Origin of the sequence: Sphingomonas humi, from assembly GCF_039536725.1 — a bacterium.
In the GTDB taxonomy this organism is placed as follows: domain Bacteria; phylum Pseudomonadota; class Alphaproteobacteria; order Sphingomonadales; family Sphingomonadaceae; genus Sphingomicrobium; species Sphingomicrobium humi.
In genome coordinates this window covers 997176-1018708 of sequence record NZ_BAAAZD010000002.1, presented here as the reverse complement: position 1 = coordinate 1018708, position 21533 = coordinate 997176, and the positions used below count along the sequence as shown (strand labels likewise).

Here is a 21533-nt window from a genome sequence, read left to right as displayed (position 1 = left end):
GCAACAACGGAGATCGGCGCCCACGTTGCCCCAGTGTTGCCCGCCGTGGGGGAAAGTGCTGATGACGACGGCTAAGGAAGAGCTGACCACGAAACGGCTGGAAGCCCTCATGCCTGCGCCGGTCGGTCAACGTTATGAAATTGCGGACACTCACGTAGGTGGGCTTCGGGTCCGGGTTGGCGACGCCAAGATTGAATCCACTGACAGACGACGCAATGGGAAGGCCGGACACGTCAGTTTCGTGCTCCTCGCGCGCTTCACACCTAAGGCGAACCCCACCAGGCGGACTCTCGGGACCTTCCCCGAGCTTTCGCTGGGTGATGCGCGCCAGAAGGCCATCGACTGGAAAACTCTGATACGCCGGGGGATTGACCCTGCTGAGGAAGCCAAACAGCGCAGAGCCGAAGCCGAGCACCGCCGGCTATCCCGACGCACCATTGGCGAAGTGCTGGACCAGTATGAGGCGGACAAGCTGGCCAACTTGCGACGAGGGAAGGCTACGAGGAGGGCGTTGGACGGCAGCTGCGGGCTTCTGGCCGATCTTAGAGACCGGGAGCCAAATTCGATAAGTCGCTCAGAGATTCGGGCAGCTTTGCGCAAACGTGCGCTAACTTCCCCTATCTCCGCGAACCGGCAGCTCGCCTATGCGAAGGCCTTCTTCAACTGGTGCGTTGCTGAAGAGATCGTGTCCGCGAACCCCGCCCAATCAATTGCCAAGCCGTCAATCGAAAGGGCTCGCGACAGGCACCATTCTCTTGATGAGCTGCAGGAAATCTGGAGAGCGGCGGTGGAATTGGGTTACCCCTTTGGCCACCTCGTTCGCCTGCTGATGGTGCTGCCCATGCGGAGGGAAGAATTGGCGGCGATGCCGATCGCGGAAGTCGACCTCGGCCCCGAAGGTGCCACCGAGGGCATCTGGACGCTGCCGGCTGAAAGGACGAAACGAGCAAACGCCTTGCGGGTGCCGCTCGGACCGCTGGCCCGCAGCATCGTTAGCGAGGCTATTAGAAACGAGGCTCGGCCGAATAAGAGCCCCTTCGTTTTCAGCACAACTGAAACGACTTCTGTGTCAGGATTTGCAAAAGCAAAAAGACGGTTGGACCGAACGATTGCGGCTAATCAAGCGAAGGCGGCTGAAGCTTCTGGGGTTGACCCGGTCCCAATGCCACATTGGACGTTCCATGACCTCCGCACGTCGTTCACTACGCTCGCCTGCGAGGAGCTGGGTGTGGATGCGGCCGTCGCTGACCGCATTCTCAATCATGTGGCAACCGCGACCACATCCAAGATCATGCGCGTCTACAATAAATCCGAATTGTTTGAGCAACGACGGCTCGCTCTTTGCGCATGGGAGGACTTTGTTCGCAATCGCGTCATCGGAGAGGAGAGTGGTAAAGTCGTGCCGATCAGGGCGGCCCGAGTGTGAGCCTCGGTCCCGCGACACGGCTCGCCGCACTGCACAGTGAGAGTGCGAAAGATGCAATTTCCCTCCGCCTTCCGCCGGCTGAAATTGGCGAGCGGGAACACCCGCAGGCAATCATCGAAAATGCAATTGACGCGTTGATTGAACAGATCGAGGCGGCACTTTCCAGCGGTCAGGAGGAAGTCCTTCTAAGTCTGGACGTAGCGGAATTCATCGCCATTGCGTTGAAATCGAGAATAAGGCCGGCCGGCAGACCTCGACTGTCGCGACACCAGAAAGCTTTACGCGCTGCCGCCATCTCCTACGCGCGGAAGGTGAAGGCTTATTTGGTGAAAACCGGCGTAGCTCCGGGTGAGGCCGAACTTGAAGCCGCGTCTGCCGCAGCTGGGTTCGGGGGTGAGCATGGTGATCCTGCCAGTGCCTCGACTATCCTCAAGTTGATGAAGAATAGGGGCAAAAAACTAACTTAGTTATCGTTCCTGACCATACCATCCTGAGGCGTCATTTGCGTGCAACCCGAGTCAGGAGGTTGCAGATGAACAGTGAATTGGATCCGTTTCTCGATCGCGCCGTCGTGCGTGAACTGACCACCTTGTCCTTTCCGACGATCAACAGAATGCAGCGCGCCGGCCGCTTTCCGAAGTTCGAGCAGATCAGCGCTGGCCGGGTGGGGCTGCGCAAGTCCGTCCTGGTTCAGTTCCTGGCTGGCAAGCGGGATTGGGAAAGCCAGAGCATCGGATCGTGAGTAGCGCCGCTGCCGACATTTCCAGCTGCTCAGGTGATCTGCACGGCTCACCCGTGTGCGGGGGAGGGGCCGCCTGTGCGGCCCGTCATGCTTGAGCAGGCGCAAGGTCAAAGCGGATTGCCGTGCGGACACGCGGGGAGGTCCATGGGCCGGCATTCCCATTTGCGTCATCACGAGCCCGGCTTATCGGGATCTGTCACTCTGGGCACGAGCGCTGTTGATAGAACTCGTTGCAGCCATGAACGGCTACAACAATGGAGAGATCGCGCGGAGCCAGCGACAGCTTGCCGAAGCACTTGGAACAACAAACTTTCGGGCGATAGGCAAAGGTATCGCAGAACTAATGGAGCACGGCTTCATCGACGTCACCGCGGAGGGTCAGTGGAAGGCACGTCAGGCACGCGAATACCGGATAACATTTGTTTCAACAAAAACGGCGAGTGCCACCAACGACTACCGCACGTGGGTCAAGCGGGAGAAATCTTGCGCTGACACGGCGTCAGCAGAGTGCCGGGTAGCTGCTCAAGCCGCATCATCACCAGCGCGAAAGCTTGATGAAGCGGCATTAGCAAGGATTGCCGCAAACCGGCGGAAAACTGCGAAGCTCGCTGACTGAGGCTGCTGAGGCGGCGTCACCACTTATAGAATACCATACCCCACCTCACACGGATGAAGTCCCAAAGACTGAGGCGCAGTCTCTCGCCTACCAGCTTTTCAGCCACACCAGCCTTGCTCACGCATGCGCGCGTCTCACGGCGATACCGCTCAACTTTTATATGCCCTGGCCGCGATATATCACCATGAGCAGCAGTCTCGCGCGCGCGCACGCGCACGTGCGCGGGTCAGCAGATTGAGCCAGCGCGATCACGCGATCAGTTCTCGCCGTGCTTACGGCTCATTAGCGCACTTCTCGTTATACGATTGTGATGGATATCTACTCGGTAATGTCTCGGCTCGCTGAGCGGCGAAGCTTGTTCTGCTCAGAGGCAGATTTTCAACATGAACTCGCTCACGAGCTTCGGCTTGCCAAGCCTGACCTACAAGTCCGGCTCGAATATCCGCTCGGGCCTGACCTACGCGGCGCAATCGACATCCTGCTTCTCGGGCCGGATCGATTTGCGTTGGAGCTCAAGTATCTCTGCAAGGGGCTGACGGCGCAGGTTGGCGGAGAAGAGATCACACTTCGCCACCAGAGCGCGCATGACATCCGGCGTTATGATGTATGCAAAGATATTCAGCGCATGGAGCGATACAGTGAGCGCACGGGGTACAGCGCTGCTGTGCTCGTACTGACCAACGACCCAGCTTACTGGCGCGTCAGGCGACGGTCTGACACTGTCGATGCTGCGTTCGATCTTGCCGAGACCCGCGTTCTCGGCGGAAGCCTCAGCTGGGGAGCGGCGGCTGGGGCAGGAACCACCCGAGGCCGTGAGTCCAGCCTACAGATTTCCGGAAGGTATCGTCTCGCATGGCGTGATTTTTCTGACGTTGGCGGACCTGCCGGCTGCTTCCGATACCTCTGGCTGCCGGTTGGCCCTAGTAGCAACCCTCAGGCCGGATCTACAGCGAACTAAAGAGGTGCGGATCCTAGTGGGCACCCTTAAAAGGACAGGCACGCCGAATAGCTCGAAGAGAGACTTGCCAGAGCTGACACTTAAATATTCGATTTGGGTTGCGCCGAAACGAGATGTGTGGCGCTCAATGTCAGAATTCGGGATACCCCGGGGGTATGTCTCGTACGTCAATCTGAACGAGCTTGGTGATACCACGTTCGAGGTATGCCTCCTCTGGCAAGCTGAACTCATACTCAGGAGATCCGATCTCAACGACGCCGTCGAAGGTCGTTTCCGGAAGATTCACCGCATTTAGCTCATCAATGGTGGGGAACTCGCGCGGTTCGTCGGTCAATTCCGCAGAGGCTGAAACGATCGAAACTGCGTCAAAGAGACTTAGAAAGCTGAGGTCCGGACCGTCCTTAAACCATCCAGACATTTTGGTCTCGGAGTAGCGGCGGCGCTCAACCAAATAGTGCCACGGAATGCAGTCCGCTTCGATGGTTGATAGCGCTTTCGGCATCGCTGCTTTTATCTTGTAAGCAGAGATAAGAAGGCAGCCGTATTCAAATTCATCTCCAACGATTGAACCTCCCTTCTTAGCCCAAAACGCGCGCTGATTTTCGGCAGCGTAGATGCAGTAAACCGGCTTCATTCCATAAGTTTTCGCATCGGCGATTAGAAGATCGATTTGTTGCTTGCCCGACGATGCGACCGTGTGTGGTATCGTCAGCCTGTCATTTCTCTGCAGTCGCTTGGCTTGGACACGCATGCGGAGTTTTCGCGCTCGGCCAAGGATGTGCCACTCCCAGTCAGCGCCATTGAGCCCCTCACTCTTCTTGCCGAAGGTCTTCAAGCTGATGATGGCGGGGTGGCGGCGTCGCAGCTCAAGTAGATTGGTCTCTGTAATGGTCTCCTCGCCGTAGCTGACATGAACATCGCCACGATGCGCGAAGCCAAGATTTTGAGACGTTGCATGGCCCAGTTCAAGCAACGAACTTAGTAAAGTGCCTCTCACGAACCCGCCCCTAGAAGTTTCCCGTGTCTCTATGAGGCTCCAGGGATGTCGTCCACGTCGGAGGTATGTCTATCGGACCGGCGTGACGCTTTCTGCTGATTGGCGAAGACCTTGGAGGCCCGCTGACTAGCTCGCAGTGACACCGATGCAGTAAGCATTTGAAAGTGGCGCGAGAACTCAAACCTGCGTGAGGCGACGAGGTCGTGGGGCAACGGGGGGCCTGCTTTAACATTGCCGAGCCCTCCGACGTCGCTGAGCAAAGGAAAGCTGCCGAGCCGGTGCGCGCCCTACCAAATCAAGTTGAATAGCTTACAGCACGCTCTGAGTGAATCCGACTAAGTCAGGTGAGCCAGTCAGTCTGGTGCTTGCTTCGACCGTTGAGCAACATTCCTTTCCGAACAATCGTCGAAGGAGCAAAAGGCGATAGTGAAGGTCTTCATTCCCCGTAGGGTCGTGTATGCCGCCGACGGCGATGTTCGGGACGTCGGGCACGAACTGCTGCTCGAGCTACCTGGTAATATCATCCTGCTAGGCGAGGCGGGTGGCGGCAAGACGCGGCTAACCGAGTGGCTGGGCAGTGTGGCGACCCATAAGCGCTGCACCGCTCGACAGCTCATCAACGGTGATGGGCAGGACTCGCTTAAGCCTTCCCAAGTCCTTGTGATCGATGCGCTCGATGAAATCGCTGCTAAAGCGGACGGCGATGCAGTCGACCTGGTCCTGCGCGCTCTTCGTAAGGTTGGCTTCCCGCGTTTCATCCTGTCGTGTCGCTCGTCAGAATGGCGATCCGCAACGATGCGGGAGGCCATCCGCGAGCAATATGGCGAAGCGCCAGTTGAGGTCGAACTTGCGCCATTCACGGATGAAGACGCACGTGCGTTTCTTTCGGCCTATCTCAATGATGCCAACCTCGCCGATGAGGTCTCGTGGCGCTTTCGGGAGCGGGGTCTCGCCGAATGGCTAGGTAACCCCCAGACCCTCGAAATGGTCGCAGACATGGCGCGCGACGAAAAGATGCCTGAGTCGGCATCAGCCCTGTTCGGCCGGTTTGTCGATCTTGCTTGGTTCGAACACAGCGACCGACGCCCTGGTGCACCGCTGCAAAGACTTGGCAAGGAGGCGGTGCTCGACGCACTTGGCGCGGGCTTTGCTTCTTTGATCCTGACAGGTTCGGCTACGTTGTCCGACGTGCCTCAACACAAGCTAGTCCCTAGCGACCTGCCTCGCGCCGAGGTGGTCACCCTTCCCGGCGGCGAGCACCTCGAGGCGGCACTCGCAAGTCGACTTTGCATCGGCCCTGCGGAGCGTCGCACATTTCAGCACAAGCGGATTGGTGAATATCTCGGCGCGCGTTGGCTTGCGAAACAGGCGGACACGCCGCCGAAACAGGCACGCCTACTCGCCATGTTGCGCTCGAACGGCATTGTGCCCGCGAATTTGCGTGGCCTTCATGCTTGGTTAGCGACCGATCCACGGCTCGCGACTGACGTAATCCGAACCGACCCGGCAGGCGTCATCGAATATGGCGACGCCGACGATCTACCGGAAGGGCAGGGCCGTGTTCTGCTCGAGGCACTCGGATCACTTGTAGAGCGTAATCCACTTTTCAGCGTCGGGTGGAGTCCCCGTGCGGGATCGTTGGTAAAGGGTTCATTGCTCGACGAATCTTGGCGCATTCTGACGCAACGGGACGATGCAGATCGAGGCTGGCAATATCCATTTTCGCTTAGGATCGTGATTGCCCGGCAGTTAAGCGCTCCGCACGTTGTGGATGCACGCCGAAGCGAACTCCGCACTATGCTCCTCAACGAGGATCAGGAGTTTGCCATTCGGTCCGCCGCAGGCAACGCGCTTGCCGTTCAAGGCGCGCTTAAAGACTGGTCCAAACTTCTAGAGACCTTGCGCCTCCAGATGACGGAGGACTCGTGTCGCCTAGCGGTCGACCTGCTCGGCGCTGTCGGGTTCGGCGACATCAGCGACCGGCAAATAGTGGAGTTGGTCCTAGCTTACGATGGGATCACCATCTGCTCGCTGCCGAGAGTCTACGACGAGCGCCGCACTGCCGGCACCCTCTACTATCTCGAGCACGAACTTCCGGACGAACGGCTGGACGGCGTGCTCGATGAGTTCGCGGCGTTTCTAGAGCCATTTAGCGATGATCGATCGGATTTAATCGAAGCGTTTGACCTCAAAACGTTAATCGGCGGATTGATCGTTCGTAGGCTGTCCCTCACCGATCGAAGACCGCTCGCCGACCCCGTCGCACTCTGGCGTTGGCTGCGGCCATTTCGAGGCGACCGAGGTTATTCGCGTTCGGACCGCGACGAAGTCGCAGAGTGGCTAAAGAGTCATGAGCACGAACGGCGAGCTATCCAGCGCCACATTCTTCTCGACCTAGAAGGCGACCAAAACGTTTGGCAACGTCAGTGGCAACTCCTTGAGCCATTGCCCGGGGCCGCACTCGACTCGCGCGATCTGGCCTCATTGCTCGACAGCCTGGACGCGTCCGATGACCGCTGGCGCGACCTGCTTAAGATGATCCACCACGACGGCGAAAGAGGCGCGGATGCGCGAGCAGCTGCAAAGCGATTTGTCGCTAATCGGCCTGACATGCTGCGCTGGATTGACGAGCTCCAAACGCCGAAGCCGCAAGAATGGGAATTGCGCGACCGCGAGCGAAAGTTGAAGCACGAAGCCAAGAACGCTGCCCGCAATGCCGAGCACCGTGCCTCGTTTCTTGCTCACCGCGATAAACTACTGACTGGCGACATCGGTGATCAACCGGCACAGGCATACCTCGGCCACTTTAGCGACTTGCCGAAGGACGGACCGCCGCATGAGCGGATCGGCCGTTGGCTGGGCGAGGATCTTCAGGCTGACGCGCTTGCTGGGTTTGAGGCGTTCCTAACTCGTGAGCCGCCAGCACTAACGCCGGAGCAGATCGCAGATAGCTGGGCTGAGAGTCGGTTTTGGCCGCTCGCCTGGGTGTTTGTCGCCGCGTTGGTTGAGCGGATACGCAAGGGTGCCGGATTCGAGGACCTTCCCGATGATCGCCTGATTGCGGCGCTGCTGCAGACCGAGCACGGACTAGCGCGCTCCGAAGAAGCTAAAGAGTTGGGCGACGCGCTTGAGACCGAACTCATCAATCGCGGTGCTTTCGAAGCGTATGCTCGCCTGCTGATCGAACCACACCTTCGCAAGCGGCGCGACCACATAACCGGTCTGTATGGCCTGATGCGCGAGAAGAGGCATGCCGCGCTCGCAACAAAGCTGGCGGCCGAGTGGATTGGCGAGTTTCCACAGATGTCGGCCGATGTTGAGGAAGAGCTGATCGACCGCCTCATACGGGCACACGAAACGGATACCCTCCGCGCTGCGGCGGCTGAACGAATGAACGACGAGGCCCGCGACGAGCGCAGCCGCCGAAACTGGCAGGCGGTTGCGCTTTGGGCCGACTTCGAGCGAGCCAGCGCGTTGCTCAACGGGATAGGAGAGCGCGATGCTGATCTAATATGGTCTATCCGCAACCGCTTGGGCGGGCACCGGCACCGTGAAGAACCCCCCGTTGCGCTGCGGCCGGAGTTAGCGGCTTGGATTGTCCGCGCCTTTCGCGCCGCGTGGCCGTATCGCAATCATCCAAGCGGGGTAACCAGCGGCGATCAAAATGCTTGGGACGCAAGCGATTACCTCACGAGACTCATCGGCCAGCTCGGGGACGACCCGAGTGACGAAGCGACGGGATTGTTAACAGAACTGCGCGACGCGCCACGCGATGGTTATAGCGATTATCTTCGTCGAGTGGCGGCTGAGCAAGAAGCGAAGCGGGCCGAGATCGCCTACATACCGCCGTCCGTCGCAGACATCGCAACGGTGCTCAGCGGTTCGGCACCTAGGACGGTGACCGCCCTCAAGGCGGAGGTGCTGGCCGCCTTAGCTCGGACGCAAGCGCGCGTGCATAGTGACCCAACTAACTGTTGGCGCGGCTTCTACCGCGACGACGGGGTCACCCCCAAAGGGGAAGAAGATTGCTCCGATCACTTGGCGAACTTGCTCGCGCTCGAAGCGCCGGCGATCCGGTTCGACCCCGAGTTTCACATCGGGAGCGATCGTGAAGTCGATATCGCCTGCTCCGTTGGCAAGCTTCGCATGCCGATAGAAGCGAAGGGGCAGTGGAACGCCGATCTTTGGACCGCCGCCGATTGGCAACTAGGCGGGCAGCAAGCGATAGACCATCTAGCTGCAGGTCAGGGTATTTACCTCGTCTATTGGTTTGGCGCGGTGAAGGGACGGAAGGGACTAAAAAGGCCGCCTGCGGGTGTTAAATTCCCCACCACTCCTGAAATGCTCCGCCAGGCGCTTCAAGAGGCCCTCACCACATCTGGTCGGGCAAATCTCAGCGTGTTTGTTCTCGATCTAACCCACTAATGCTCGACGAAGCCAGCCTGCGGCTGATCGAAGCGCACCACGGTATCCGCCGTGCAGATTCTGCCGCACTCATAGGCCTAGCATCCGATCAGCCGGTGGTTTTGGAGCCCGTCGGCTCGTTCGACCTTCAGAGGATGTGGTTTCGAGGTCGCTTCGCTCGAAGCTTGTTTGCCGCAAGCGGACTCGAAAGCGATCAATGGCGTGCCCGCAACGAAGACGAGTTGTTACCGTTGGGCGGCGACTTGCCTGGTCATTCCCCGCTTGTTCCGCATCCGTGGCGGTGGTTCGCGATCGAGAATGGGCATGAAGAAACGGGACTCTTGAAGCGAAGCCGCTTGCGCCGCGATGCTTTTGACCGACTTCGCGATGTGGGCGAGCAGCGCGACCTCATCTTTCGTCTCCCGCCGTGGTCCCCGCCTGGAGAGTCATCGCCTTGGCCGGGCTTCATCTACCTTACGGATCCCGGAATTTTGCATCATCTCCTCGGCTTGCCAGAGGCCGAGCTTAAGGACTGGCAGCGGCGATCACTGCGTTACCGTGACCCGGTATGGGATCGTCGACGTGAACTAAGTTGGGAAGGTTTCGCAATTAGTTGTCTCGTTCGCGCAGTTGGTGTCCGCGGACGCGCATCATATTGGACCGCGCCTGACGGCGAAATCGATCTGGTCCTCCAATGGTCACAAAGTCGCGAATGCTGGGCCATTGAGATTACACTGGGACGAAGCAAACGCATCAAAAGCCATTTCGAGCGCGGATGCGGAGAGGTGCAGGCGACACGCGCAATTTTGCTCCATAACTCATTGGTAGGCGCGCCAAAGATCAAATGGGACAGAGACATGGCCCGCAATCTCGAAATCATGAACCTCGAAGAAGCGCTCTTGGCCGTCGATGCTGGACCGTAACACCGTCGCGCGAAGCTCGCTTCGGTTCGCAAGCATGCAGAGCTCCGAAGATGCGCCGTGGCATATGGCCGAAGTTCTCTTTGATAATGCCGGAATCGACCGGTCGGAATTCGACGAACGGAGCAGCCGCTGAGAATCAATCAGCAAACCCGAGCGGCGAATGTCGCTAAAATAAGCCGGAATTACCGAGTATGCATCGGACCTTAAGGTCTTGGGGCAACGTCAGGGCTACTCGAACCTGTGATTTCGGGAGCGGGCGGCGGTCAGCTGGCCTAAACCTTCTCCAACGCTGCGTGCTGAGGGTTGTAGCGGTAGTCACCGATCGTCCCGTCCTTTATCCGTTCCACAGCCTCATCGACGATGAAAAGCGGCAGAAGAAACCATTCCTGCGGCCGACATGGCCGGCCGAACCGGTCCTCAATCTCGATGTCCAGCCGGGCCCTTTCAAAGACCCGGTGGATCAATCCCTCCAACCTGCTCCGGTTGATGTTGAATAGCTCGTAGGTCGCGACGACTTCGACATCTGCCATGAGGAAGGTTGGCTGAAGCCGCGCGCCGGCTACGCGTTGGCTTACCTTCAGATTGGTGACTCCGATCTTATGCACAAGATCGCGATTGGCAGCGACGATCGGGTGATCGGATTTACTGCGAAGGACATAAATCGTCCCGCTGGCCTGATCACCGTCCTCCTTTTCCTCGGAAAATAGTGGCCCGGCAATGGGATCGGTAATGCGCCGGCCGGCTTCGTCCTTGTTCAAGGCGCGTTGCAAAGAGCGCATCAGCATGTTGCTCTCGGTGCCATTGTCGAAAATCACGCGAAGGCGAGCGTCGGTTCGACCCTGTGCATTTGTGAACGTCTCGCCAACGTCGGCGACATAAGCCTTCTGACCGCCAACGATGAACCAAGTGCCGGGCGTGATTTCTGCCTTCAGTTCGAATGGTCGCGTCTGACGGACGCCGTGTTCGATGTCGGTCTGGACCTGGTCAAACAGAGGCTTGAAGCGATCAAAGTCTTCACACCGGTCTCGGTTGGCGATCTCTTCCGCTGCCTGCTTCTCGGCGCTCGATCGAACGTGGCGAAGCTCGCTGATTTCGGCCGGTCCGATTGCGCCTTCGAGTTCGGCCATTAATTCGTCGACGTCGAGTTCTTCAGCACTATTAGGCACGGTCTCAGTAGCGCCGGCAAGCAGGCCTTGATGGTCCAAGGGCGTCAGCAGGGTTCGAGCATCTGCCAGCGCCCGTAGCCTGTCCAGCCGCACAGCGTAGAGCCGTTCAAAGATGTCGCGCTCCTCGCCATGCTGGGGGGCATGGCCGTGCTCGTCAACGAAACGCTGGATTTCCTCAAATCCTGCAATGATGCGCTCGTCGCGCGGCGAGCGCATCGCTTTCTTGTCCGGCTGGTCAAAGTCCGCAAGCTCGGCTGCCAGTTCGTCTAGGTCGAGGCCCTTACTCATAGCGCCCCTCTTTCCTGAAGCGCATGAACGCTGCGGCACCTTCCGCCATTCGCTTTTCCCAAGCGTCAGCGGATGTCACCGACGGCGGCCGGCCGCGTTCGCGAATGAATCGTCGAGCACGGTCTGCAAGCTCCAGCGCCTCCTGAGGCGAAAGGCTGGTGCGCTTCGCGGCAATCGCTGCAGCAACCTGTTTGAGGCTCTCCTCGCTCATGGTCTTGGCGAGGATGGCATACGCTTCGCCAAAGGGGTTGATCCGACCGATCAGATCAATGTCGAGCTGGCGCACGTCCATCGCGAACTTGCGCACGCCATCGATCAGGGCGGTGTTGGCGCTCGGTTCGTTACCATCACCAATGGCGATCCTCGCGGCCTGCTGAGTCAGGTTAAGCGCGGCGATTGCATGCTGTCGCACCGCTTCCTGATCCTCGTCGCCCAATTCCGGATATTTGTCTTTGATGATCTTGCCGAGGCGCACCTGCGTCAGCTCCTCGGGCACGAGTTCCTCGTCGAACAGGCCGCGCTCGAGCGACGGCTTGTCCTGGACGAAGGTTGCGATCACCTCGTTTAAATCCTCGTGGCAGATGCGCGCTGCTTCTGGGCTCTTGGGTTCGGCCAGCCCCTTGATCTCGATCTGGAAGACGCCGCGTTCTTCGTGGAAGCCGACATTGCACTTGTCGGCGTCATAACCGCCGGCCCCATAGTCGAACCCGGGCGTCGCCGCGTTCGCGGGGTTCTTCGGCTTGAATTCGAAACGTGGCGCGAGCACCTGCTCCATCAGCAGGCTGGCCGCGATAGCCTTGAGCGTGTCATTCACCGCTTCGGTAACGGCACCCTCTGAAGCGTCAGGCTCCGCAATCAGGTTGGTGAAACGAGCGCGGGTCTTGCCGGGCGCATCGCGGGTGGCCCGGCCGATGATCTGGACAATCTCCGTCAGGCTGGCCCTGTAGCCCACCGTGAGCGCGTGTTCGCACCAAATCCAGTCGAAGCCCTCCTTGGCCATTCCCAATGCGATGATGATGTCCACATGATCGCGGTTGTTCTTCTGAGTCGGGTCCTTCAGCGCAGCCGAAACACGGTCCCGCTTTGCCGCATCATCGTCCACAAGATCAGCGATGCGGAGGGTGCGGCCATCCCGCGTCCTGACGAGCTGGAAGCCGGTGGCGGCGTCGGTGCCCTGCCAGTCGCCCAACTCCTCGATGATGTGCTCCACTTCCCTGATCTTGTCTTTCGTGCTCTCGCGCGAATTGACGTTGGGGATATGGATGATGGTCTTCGCGCCCGCGTCGAGCACCGCGAGAATGTCGTTGACGTAAGCACCGGAATAAAAGAAGTAGCCGATGTCCAGCTGCTTGAGGTGCTCGTAGCCGTTGAGCTGCTCGTAATAGGTGTAGGTCACACTATCGAATCGCGCCTCATCCTCAGGCGCAAGCACGGCCTCTGCATCGCCGCGAAAGTAGGAGCCGGTCATGGCGACGATGTGCACCCGGTCGCGGGCGATGAACTCGCCAAGATGCCGGCCAAGCTTATTGTCCTCGCCTACGGAGACGTGGTGGAACTCGTCCACGGCGATCAGGCGGTCGTCAAAGGCCTCTATGCCAAAGCGATCGACCGCAAATCGGAATGTGGCATGGGTGCATACCAGCACCTTGTCGTAGCTTTCGAGGAAAGCCCCGAGTGAATTGACCTTGCCGCCGTTGTCAGTGCCCGGCGCATTGCACAGGTTCCACTGCGGTTCCACGCGCCAGTCAGCCCAAAAGCCGAACTGACTCAGTGGCTCGTCGTTGAAACTTGAGCCGATCGCCTTCTCGGGGACCACAATGATGGCCTGCTTAATGTCCTGGTTCACAAGCTTGTCCAGCGCGATGAACATAAGCGCCCGGCTTTTTCCTGAGGCGGGCGGAGACTTGATCAACAGATATTGCTCGCCGCGTTTCTCGTAGGCGCGCTCCTGCATGGGACGCATGCCTAGCGCATTAGCCTTAGTCGAATTGCCATTGCGGGCGTAGGAGACTGAAACCGAGGGAACGCTACCTGCAATCGTCATGCGTCAGTCCATCTTTCTGCAGCGCGGAGCCCCAGCATCCAAGCGCGCTCAATGCTTTGGTGATCAGCCAAGAAAAACTCGCCGCCCAGCGATTTCCCGCTCTCTCTGAGAGCATCCTTCATTGCTGCCTCGCCGGCGAGAGCATGCCGTGAAGATGGGAATGGTGTCCGGTTATTCAGGTAAGTAGAATACCTGACGCTCCACTTGAATGCGCAAGCGGGAAGGGAGCCATTGTGCGCGTCGCAGCGAGTTTGCGGACTAACCGAGAAACCGACTTTTACGATCGCTTTTTGGTCCGAGGGATAGCCGAGGAAATGATCTGCGTTTCCATCGAGACCGAGGATGTAGAGATGCTTAGGCCCTTCCGCCTCCCGGGTTAGGTGGGGACGCTGAGAAACCGGGCCTGGACGGCTCGGAGACAGCACGATGGAGGCCGCAGAAGGGAGCTGCATCTCCACAGCTCCTCCGCCGTAAACAGGTATCTCGATAAGTGTCAGGTTGAGCAGGCCCTCAGCCTCGCCCTTAGTCAGCCGAAGCCCCATTGAGCCGATCGCTCTGGCATTCGCGTGTTTGTATGTTTCAGGCGCAAATTGCTCAACATTCGGGCGGCACTCAAATGGCACGCGCCATCCCCTGAGCAGTTGGATCGCATACAGCCATTTGTCGCGACGATCGGCATCGGCTCGCTCTGCGTCCATGCGTTCGGGGGCGAGGAAGTCCCACTTCAAGCCTGTCCGGTGAGAGATTTGCTGAACGCCGAGAACCTTCCCTCGCAGCTCGGCCGGCGCACCGCCGGCCGCATAGACTACGACTAGCGCACCGGGTCGGCTTTTGTTGATGAATGCGGTCCGCATTCGCTCCTCGGTAAATCCGAAAAACCCCCAGCTCTCGGTAGTGAAGCCGTAGAGACTTGTCAGCCAGACCTCAGGAGGATCGCTCCGAATGGCCGCCATCGGATCGAGGATTGGGTTTTCTGAGGCTCCATCCCTGTGAGCGAGGACGAATGCCTCGACGCTGCCATAGTTGTCTTTGACTTTAGTAGGCGCGATTTGACTGATTACGCGACCATCGGTGTTCCAACCGTGCGCTGCGAACATTGCGGCCAGACCACCATATTGCTCCTTAGCAATGGCGTTCACCGCCTGTTTGTCCCAGCCCGGCCGGCGTGACGGCGCGCTCATGCGGCCTTGGCTTTCGCCGTCCTAGTATAAAGTTCGAAGAGCTTCTCTAGACGTTCGGTGTCATTTTTGAAGCGCCGGCCGATGTAGATGCGTTCCAGCACCTCATCGTTGCGCTCGTGCGCCTGGCGCAGGTCGGGCGGCATGGCATCGGGGGTGTAGAGACCAGCGATTGTGGCCGGGTAATGGGCCTCGCGTGCCAGCAGAATTTCCTCTGCGGAGCGTGTTAGGTCCACCTTGTTCTTTTCCGTAAGCGTGGGGATTGGGAATGTATTCCAGCCCAACGTGTTGGAATACCGAAAGTCGGTCTTCAACTTGCCGCATACGGTCGCAATCCAAACGAGGTGCAGGCGCGACGCGATCAGTGCCATGTTCCAGAGAGGGGCATCGTAAAGCGCAAAGGCATTATCCGAAACGATGGTGGTTCCCGGCTCCAGATCGATCGGCAGGTAGTCTCTGGTTTCCGAACTTACCTTCGCAATTAGAAGGCTGTGGGTGCTTGCTACGCCTTGGACCTGTCGAAAGCGATGAGGGAAGGCAGCTGCCGGGCGTGTCTCAGCGGCTATGCTCGATGCCCGAAATTCTCGGACGGCAGCAAGCCGGGTCGCGATGAACGGGATTTCGGCAGCCTCGTGTGCTTCTTCGTCACGGATCCAGAGGCAGTAGCGCTGTGTTCCTCGAATGAACTCCGCGGACCCAAGGAAACGTCGGAGATACTTCGACGCAAGCGGGTGTTCCGAAAGGAGCGCCCGCCGTTCGCTGTCGTCTAGAAGAAGGTGGCCCCCGTCCGTGGGCTTGTTGCCCCAGACCATGCGAGCTCGTCCGATGGGCGGCTTCGTGTTTCCTTGCACCACCGTCATGCCGCCCGGGACCAGATAAGGGCTTATTGAATCGACTGAACGCGCCTTTGCCTCGCCATTGCCCTCCTCTTCAAAAAGCAAGGCCGACCCGCGCCGCTCACGCGATAAACCAACAATCGCGACCGTTACTCCCGCATTGTAACTAGCGAGATTCTTCCATTTGAATGACGTGTAGGCGAACGGGATATTGAAACCGCCAGCAAGTAACACTGGCCATAGATTAGGGACGACCTCTCCTTGGCAAATAGAGTTTGTGGTCACGAATGCGAGCTTCCCGGGCTCGGCCTCTAAGTAGTCGCGGCCTTTGACGAACCAGCCGGCGATATAATCGAGCGACTTGTGAGATTTCAGTCGGGAGGAGAGTAGTCGCGCTAAGTCAGATTTCTGATCAGCATTCTGATAAGTGAAACCCTTATATGGCGGGTTTCCGCAGATATAAGTTTCGCCTCCTTCATTCGCGAAGTCGATCTGCGCCTGATCGAGCGGGGTCTGAAACAGGTCGTCCCCAACGAGTTTCACGCCGGTCCCAGTAGGCGGACAAATGCTCAGCCAGTCCAGGCGGAGGGCGTTTCCGCACGTAATCCAGTTCTCTTGGTTCAGCGGCAGGAACTCGGCGAGAGCGAGCTTCTGTCCGCGGTAGAGCACGTCGGCCTGATACTCGGTGATGATGAGCGCGAGCCGCGCGACTTCAGCTGGGAAGTCACGCAGCTCGATGCCTCGAAAATTGGTGAGCGGGATGTCGGACGCGCGGCCCGCCTCGCCCCGACGGAGGTTGATCTCCGCCTCGACCTTCCGCATTTCCTTATATGCGATCACCAAAAAGTTGCCGCTACCGCAGGCCGGATCGAACACGCGTATGCGCGCCATGCGATTTCGAAGGTTTAGGAGCTTCCGGCTATTCTCGCCGGCATCGACTAGCTTTTCCCGCAGGTCGTCAAGGAAAAGCGGGTTCAGAACCTTAAGAATATTAGGCACGCTAGTGTAGTGCATGCCGAGGCTACCACGCTCATCGTCCTCGGCGACTGCCTGGATCATCGAGCCAAAGATGTCGGGGTTAATCCGCGTCCAGTCGAGCGAGCCGATGTGCAGCAAATACGACCGGGCAATGCGGCTGAAGCGGGGCACGTGCAGGCTGCCGGAAAAGAGGCCGCCGTTCACGTAGGGGAAGTGCCTTGCCCAGTTGCGGATGCCCTCAACCTCGTGCTGCTCCCTACGGGTGTTCATCGCGCGGAATAGCTCGTGGATCACTTGATCCGTATTCGACGAGTCCCGTTCGCTCATCTTTTCGACCGTGCCGACGAAGGAATGACTCGGGTGGAAGATACCAGTGTCCTCGGCGAAGAAGCAGAAGATCAGTCGTGCCATGAAGTGGTTCATGTCCGGCCGCCGCTCGGCCATTTCCCACTCAGGATTGTCTTCCAGCAACGTCCGGTAAAGTCGGTTGAGGCGGCTGGTAGCGCGAATATCGAAGCTGCTTTCGCGCACCTGACGAACGGTGCTGATGCCGGCCAGCGGGAGGAAGAAACCGAAATGGTCAGGAAAATCAGTGTAGGTGCAGGCTACCGTCTCGCCTGACTCCAGATCTTCCGCCTCGAAGGTCTCGCCATCCGTGGCAAGGACGAACTTGGCCTTCGCCTTGCCCGTGGCTGGGCTGGCTTTCAGTGCAGAAAGTGTTTGAGCAACGTCGCCAGGCGCAGCAACCGCAATGTGAATGTTGCCAGTCTGCAGGACACCGCCGACGTCCGACTTGTTCGAAGTGCCGTTGCGGAGACGTTTGATCGTCGTCGACTTGTTTCCGAACGCCTCCAGAAATTCGAACGGAAACTCTGCCGGCTTGAACGGCTGACCGGCTAATGCAGAAACGGCTTCTTCTATCTCAACGGCGTTCATGCCGTGACCTTAGGACACAGCTCCCTCCGCCGCCAAGGTGGTGATGTCTCCACACTCTCCGCACCATTTCGCGTTCTGCTTACGCAAGGGGCTGGGTAGCGAGCTGTTACGGAGCGGACTAACTGCAGACATGTTGCCCAGAGCGTTGCCCGGAAACGCGAACCTCTGCGAGGCACCACAAAAATCGTCAGCTAAGTTATTGAAAAAGTGGTGGACGCACTAGGGCTCGAACCTAGGACCCGCTGATTAAGAGTCAGCTGCTCTACCAACTGAGCTATGCGTCCATGCCGTGAGGCAGTGCGCTCGGCCGCTCGTGTAAGCGGGGCGCGGGGAGGCCTCTAGCTAGGCCGGGCAGGCTTGGCAAGTGCGTTTGGCGCCATGAACTTGCAATGTAGGATTTCGTCTGACAGCCTTCCCGCCAAGTCGCTCTTTGACATCGCCGGTCGCCGTGGAAGATCCGGGATGGGGAGGGCCCACGCTAACCCCTCGTACCCTGTCAACTTCGACAACTTCGGTGCGCTCAGCCAAGCGTCGGGCGGGTCCGCTGCTGCCGCTCGAAGCTCATCAGCAGCCCCAGGCAGATCATCACCGTCATCACCGCCGACCCGCCATAGCTGATCATCGGCAGCGGGATGCCGACGACCGGGGCAAGCCCCATCACCATCAGCAGGTTGATCGCGAAATAGCTGAACAGCACCGTGTTGAGGCCGGCGCAGCTCAGCCGTCCGAACCGGGTCTGCGCGTTCGCCGCGACCTTGAGGCTCCAGCGCAGCACCAGGAACCAGCCGAGGATGACGATCGTCCCGCCCAGCATTCCCCATTCCTCGACCAGCGCGGCAAAGGCGAAGTCGGTATGGCCCTCGGGCAGATATTGCAGGTGGCTCTGGCTGCCCTGCAGGAAGCCCTTGCCGAACCACCCGCCCGATCCGATCGCGATCTTGCTCTGCGTGATGTGATAGCCAGCGCCCAGCGGGTCGCTCTCGGGATCGAGGAAGATGTCGACCCGCTTCTTCTGGTAACCGTGGAGCAGGAATTCGTAGATGATCGGGATCGCGCCCGCGACGATCGCGCCCGGGATCAGGAACCAGCGCAGCGAGATGCCGGCCAGGAACATGACGCTGATGCCTGCGAACACCACCATCAGCCCGGTGCCAAGGTCGGGCTGCAGGATGATCAGCCCCGCCGGCACAGCCAGCAGCGCCGCCGCCGGCCAGACCGCGCGGAAGGTCTTGATCTCGCCGGTCGGCAGCAGGTCGTAGAAACGGGCCAGCATCAGGGCGATGGCCGGCTTCATGAACTCGGACGGCTGCAGGCGGATGAAGCCGAGGTCGAGCCAGCGCTGGGCGCCCTTGCCGACGAAGCCCAGCATGTCGGTCAGCACCAGCATGATGACGATGGCGACGTAGACCGGGATCGTCACCTGCTTGACCGTTTCCTCCCGCACCTTGGAAAGAATGATCGCGACCGTCAGGAACAGGACCAAGGCCGCGAACTGGCGCAGGGCCCAGGGCTCGATCGAGCCGCCGGCCGCGGAATAAAGGTTGAGCAGCCCGAACAGCCCGATCCCGCAGACGAGGAAGATCAGCCGCCACGGCAGGCGGGCGAGGGGCTGGGGGATGATCGCGCTGAGGATCATAGGCTGGCCTTTGCCGCGGCGGCGGCGGCGCGGATGGCGTCGGCGGTGCGCTTGGTCCGTTCGGCCAGCGTCCCGCCCCAGTTCTTCTCCAGCGGCTCGAGCATGGACCAGGCTTTCTGCTGATCGAACAGATAGGTCATGGTGTCGCGAACGATGGGGGCTGCCGACGCGGCGCCGAACCCGCCATGCTCGATGATGCAGCCGATCGCATAGCGCGGCTTGTCGGCCGGCGCGAAGGCGATGAACAGGGCATGGTCGCGCAGCTTCCAGTTGCTGTTGGCAACGCCGCGCTCGGTCAGACGGAACACCTGCGCGGTCCCGGTCTTCCCGGCCATCATCACCCCGTCGAGCGGCAATTTGGAGGCGACCCCTGTGCCGCGGCCGTTGACCACGGCGCTCATGGCATTGCGGATGATCTCGAGCTGCTCGGGCGAGGCATCGACCGGCGCCGCTTCCTTGCGCGGCCCGCCCATCAGCAGTCGTGGCTGGATCAGCTTGCCCGACGCCAGCCGCGCCGGCATCACCGCCAATTGCAGCGGGTTCACCAGCACATAGCCTTGGCCGATCGAGGTATTGGCGGAATCGAAGCCCTGCCACTTGCGCTTGTACTTGCGCATCAGCCACTCGGGGCTCGGCATCGTCCCGAAGCGTTGGGTGGTCAGCGGCAGGTCGAACTGCTGGCCGTAGCCGAGGTAATTGACCATCTCGGTCGTCTGCTGGGGATCGGTACGCAGCCCCATCGCCCAGAAATAGGTATTGCAGCTCCGCTCGACCGCCGAATGCATGTCCATCGACCCGTGCACCGCGTCGCAGCGGAAGTAGCGGTTGCCGACCCGGATACCGCCCGGGCAGTTGATCCGGGTCCGCGGATCGACGCCCTGCTTGAGGAAGGCCAGCGCCATCGCCGGCTTGATCGTCGAGCCCGAAGGATAGAGGCCCTGCGCGACCTTGTTGAGCAGCGGAAGATGGTCGTTTTCCGACAGCATCTTCCATTCGGTCCGGCCGATCCCGCTCGAAAAGCTGTTGGGATCGAAGGCCGGCATGGAAACAAAGGCAAGGACGTCGCCGCTCTCGACGTCGAGGGCGACGAGCGCGCCCGATTCCTCGCCCATCCGGCGGGCGGCAAATTCCTGCAGTCCGGCGTCGATGGTGAGCTGGACCGTCTGTCCGCTGCGATCGGGCTTGGGATCGAGCTCCTTGACCAGGCGTCCGCCGGCCGTGACTTCGATCCGCTGCCCGCCGGGCACCCCGCGAAGATAAGGCTCGAGCACCTTTTCGAGGCCTTGCTTGCCGATCTTGAACCCGGGCGTGAGGAACAGCGGATCGCGGTTCTTCTTGTAATCCTCGGCCGACGGCGTGCCGACATAGCCGACGAGGTGCGCCACCGCCGGCCCGGTCGGATAGTAACGCGAGAAGCCGCGGGAGGCCTGGACGCCCGGCAGCTCGGGCAGGCGAACGGTGATCGCCGCATAGCGCTCGTAGGGCACGTTCTCGGCGACCTGCACCGGCTGGAAGGTGCGCGCGGTGGCAAGCTCGCGGGTGATGCGGTCGACCTCGTCGGGTTCGAGCGCGAGCAGCTCGGTCAGCAGCGCAAGCGTGCGATCCTTGTCCTTCACCTGATCGGGAATGAGGTCGACGCGAAAGTCGGACCGGTTGATCGCGATCGGCTTGCCGGCGCGGTCGACGATCCAGCCGCGGCGGGGCGGCACGATGATCAGCTGGACACGGTTGTCCTCGCTGAGGAGATTATACTTCTCATTCTCCTTGACCGCGAGCCAGCCCATCCGTCCGATCAGCACGCCAGCGATGGCCATCTGCGCGCCGCCGACGACCAGCATCCGCCGCGAAAAGGTGATGTCGGCGCGGGCGTTGTTGAGGCGGCTCACCGGCCCAGCCTCCAGCGATCGATCCGGCTGGCCGCCCAGGCCGCGATGGGAAAGGAAAGGATGGCAATGGCGATGGGCGGCACGAGATTGCCGAGCGGGTAGGAGGCGCCGGTGCCCGCATCGACCTGCCAGCGTGCGACCTCGGCAACGGTGATGAGGCCCGCGGCAAGCAGCCACTCAAGCCAATAGTCGCGCCACATGGTCCGCCGGTCGAGCAGGTCGAGGAGGATCATCGCGCCGCTGAAGGTCGATACCGACAGCCCGATCGGAAGCCCCAGCACGAGGTCATTCCAGAGGCCCAGCGGCGCTGCCCACCAGGCCGGGATGACGTCCCCGCGGAGCAGCCGCCATGCAAGAAGCAGGAGAAAGCCCGTGTCGGGCATCCAGCCCACCTTGGCGACGATCGGCACCAGCGGGAGCAGCGAGGCGGCCGCCACCGACAAAGCGGGAAGCGCGCGGGCGAGCCGCTTGGGCCGCCGGTCGAGGGCATTGGGACGGCCAAGCGCGGAACGAACCATT

At 60.1% G+C, this 21533-nt stretch carries 14 protein-coding genes and 1 tRNA gene; 6 read left to right on the top strand and 9 right to left on the bottom strand.

Going from position 1 to position 21533, the window contains the following annotated elements; genetic code table 11:
• The first annotated feature begins 61 nt into the window (after nt 1–61).
• From ABD729_RS12925 to ABD729_RS12910, 4 genes are all read left to right on the top strand, one after another.
• Nucleotides 62–1426 carry a tyrosine-type recombinase/integrase gene (locus ABD729_RS12925; protein WP_344710909.1) on the top strand — a complete coding sequence of 455 codons (1365 nt, stop codon included), beginning with the start codon at nt 62–64 and terminating at the stop codon, nt 1424–1426.
• Nucleotides 1423–1893, top strand: coding sequence for a hypothetical protein (locus tag ABD729_RS12920; protein WP_344710907.1), 471 nt, complete (start codon nt 1423–1425; stop codon nt 1891–1893). The genes ABD729_RS12925 and ABD729_RS12920 overlap by 4 nt, the downstream gene beginning before the upstream one ends.
• A 77-nt stretch (nt 1894–1970) precedes the next feature.
• Nucleotides 1971–2168 (top strand): helix-turn-helix transcriptional regulator, encoded by a 198-nt coding sequence (locus ABD729_RS12915; RefSeq protein ID WP_344710905.1) that lies wholly within the window; start codon nt 1971–1973, stop codon nt 2166–2168.
• A 238-nt stretch (nt 2169–2406) separates the two neighbouring features.
• Nucleotides 2407–2784, top strand: a complete 378-nt coding sequence (locus tag ABD729_RS12910) for a hypothetical protein (protein ID WP_344710902.1) — start codon at nt 2407–2409, stop codon at nt 2782–2784.
• A gap of 1088 nt (nt 2785–3872) precedes the next feature.
• On the opposite strand, the gene ABD729_RS12905 is transcribed toward ABD729_RS12910, so the two are convergent.
• Entirely contained in the window at nt 3873–4715 is an 843-nt protein-coding gene (locus ABD729_RS12905; RefSeq protein ID WP_344710900.1) for a DUF6615 family protein, read from the bottom strand.
• A 450-nt stretch (nt 4716–5165) separates the two neighbouring features.
• On the opposite strand from ABD729_RS12905, the gene ABD729_RS12900 reads away from it, so the two are divergent.
• Nucleotides 5166–9164, top strand: a complete 3999-nt coding sequence (locus ABD729_RS12900) for an NACHT domain-containing antiphage protein EruA (protein ID WP_344710898.1) — start codon at nt 5166–5168, stop codon at nt 9162–9164.
• Nucleotides 9164–10066, top strand: a complete 903-nt coding sequence (locus ABD729_RS12895) for a DUF4143 domain-containing protein (protein ID WP_344710896.1) — start codon at nt 9164–9166, stop codon at nt 10064–10066. Before ABD729_RS12900 ends, ABD729_RS12895 begins: the two co-directional genes overlap by 1 nt.
• Before the next feature lie 272 nt (nt 10067–10338).
• Here ABD729_RS12895 and ABD729_RS12890 read toward each other — a convergent pair whose 3' ends face one another.
• The 8 genes from ABD729_RS12890 to mreD all read right to left on the bottom strand — a co-directional run bounded on the left by ABD729_RS12890 (nt 10339) and on the right by mreD (nt 21532).
• Nucleotides 10339–11520, bottom strand: coding sequence for a GIY-YIG nuclease family protein (locus ABD729_RS12890; RefSeq protein WP_344710894.1), 1182 nt, complete (start codon nt 11518–11520; stop codon nt 10339–10341).
• Nucleotides 11513–13474, bottom strand: coding sequence for a DEAD/DEAH box helicase (locus ABD729_RS12885; protein WP_425564897.1), 1962 nt, complete (start codon nt 13472–13474; stop codon nt 11513–11515). Before ABD729_RS12885 ends, ABD729_RS12890 begins: the two co-directional genes overlap by 8 nt.
• 86 nt (nt 13475–13560) lie before the next feature.
• Entirely contained in the window at nt 13561–14745 is a 1185-nt protein-coding gene (locus tag ABD729_RS12880) for a hypothetical protein (RefSeq protein ID WP_344710890.1), read from the bottom strand.
• Nucleotides 14742–17492, bottom strand: a complete 2751-nt coding sequence (locus tag ABD729_RS12875; RefSeq protein ID WP_344710888.1) for a class I SAM-dependent DNA methyltransferase — start codon at nt 17490–17492, stop codon at nt 14742–14744. The genes ABD729_RS12880 and ABD729_RS12875 overlap by 4 nt, the downstream gene beginning before the upstream one ends.
• 208 nt (nt 17493–17700) lie before the next feature.
• Nucleotides 17701–17776: transfer RNA gene (locus ABD729_RS12870), tRNA-Lys, on the bottom strand.
• Between the two features lie 236 nt (nt 17777–18012).
• The gene (gene rodA / locus ABD729_RS12865) at nt 18013–19128 is read right to left on the bottom strand and encodes a rod shape-determining protein RodA (RefSeq protein ID WP_344710886.1); all 1116 of its coding nucleotides are present in this window, start codon (nt 19126–19128) and stop codon (nt 18013–18015) included.
• Nucleotides 19125–21014 (bottom strand): penicillin-binding protein 2, encoded by a 1890-nt coding sequence (mrdA, locus tag ABD729_RS12860; protein WP_344710884.1) that lies wholly within the window; start codon nt 21012–21014, stop codon nt 19125–19127. The genes rodA and mrdA overlap by 4 nt, the downstream gene beginning before the upstream one ends.
• Nucleotides 21011–21532, bottom strand: coding sequence for a rod shape-determining protein MreD (mreD, locus tag ABD729_RS12855; RefSeq protein ID WP_344710882.1), 522 nt, complete (start codon nt 21530–21532; stop codon nt 21011–21013). The genes mrdA and mreD overlap by 4 nt, the downstream gene beginning before the upstream one ends.
• Nucleotide 21533: the final 1 nt, after the last annotated feature.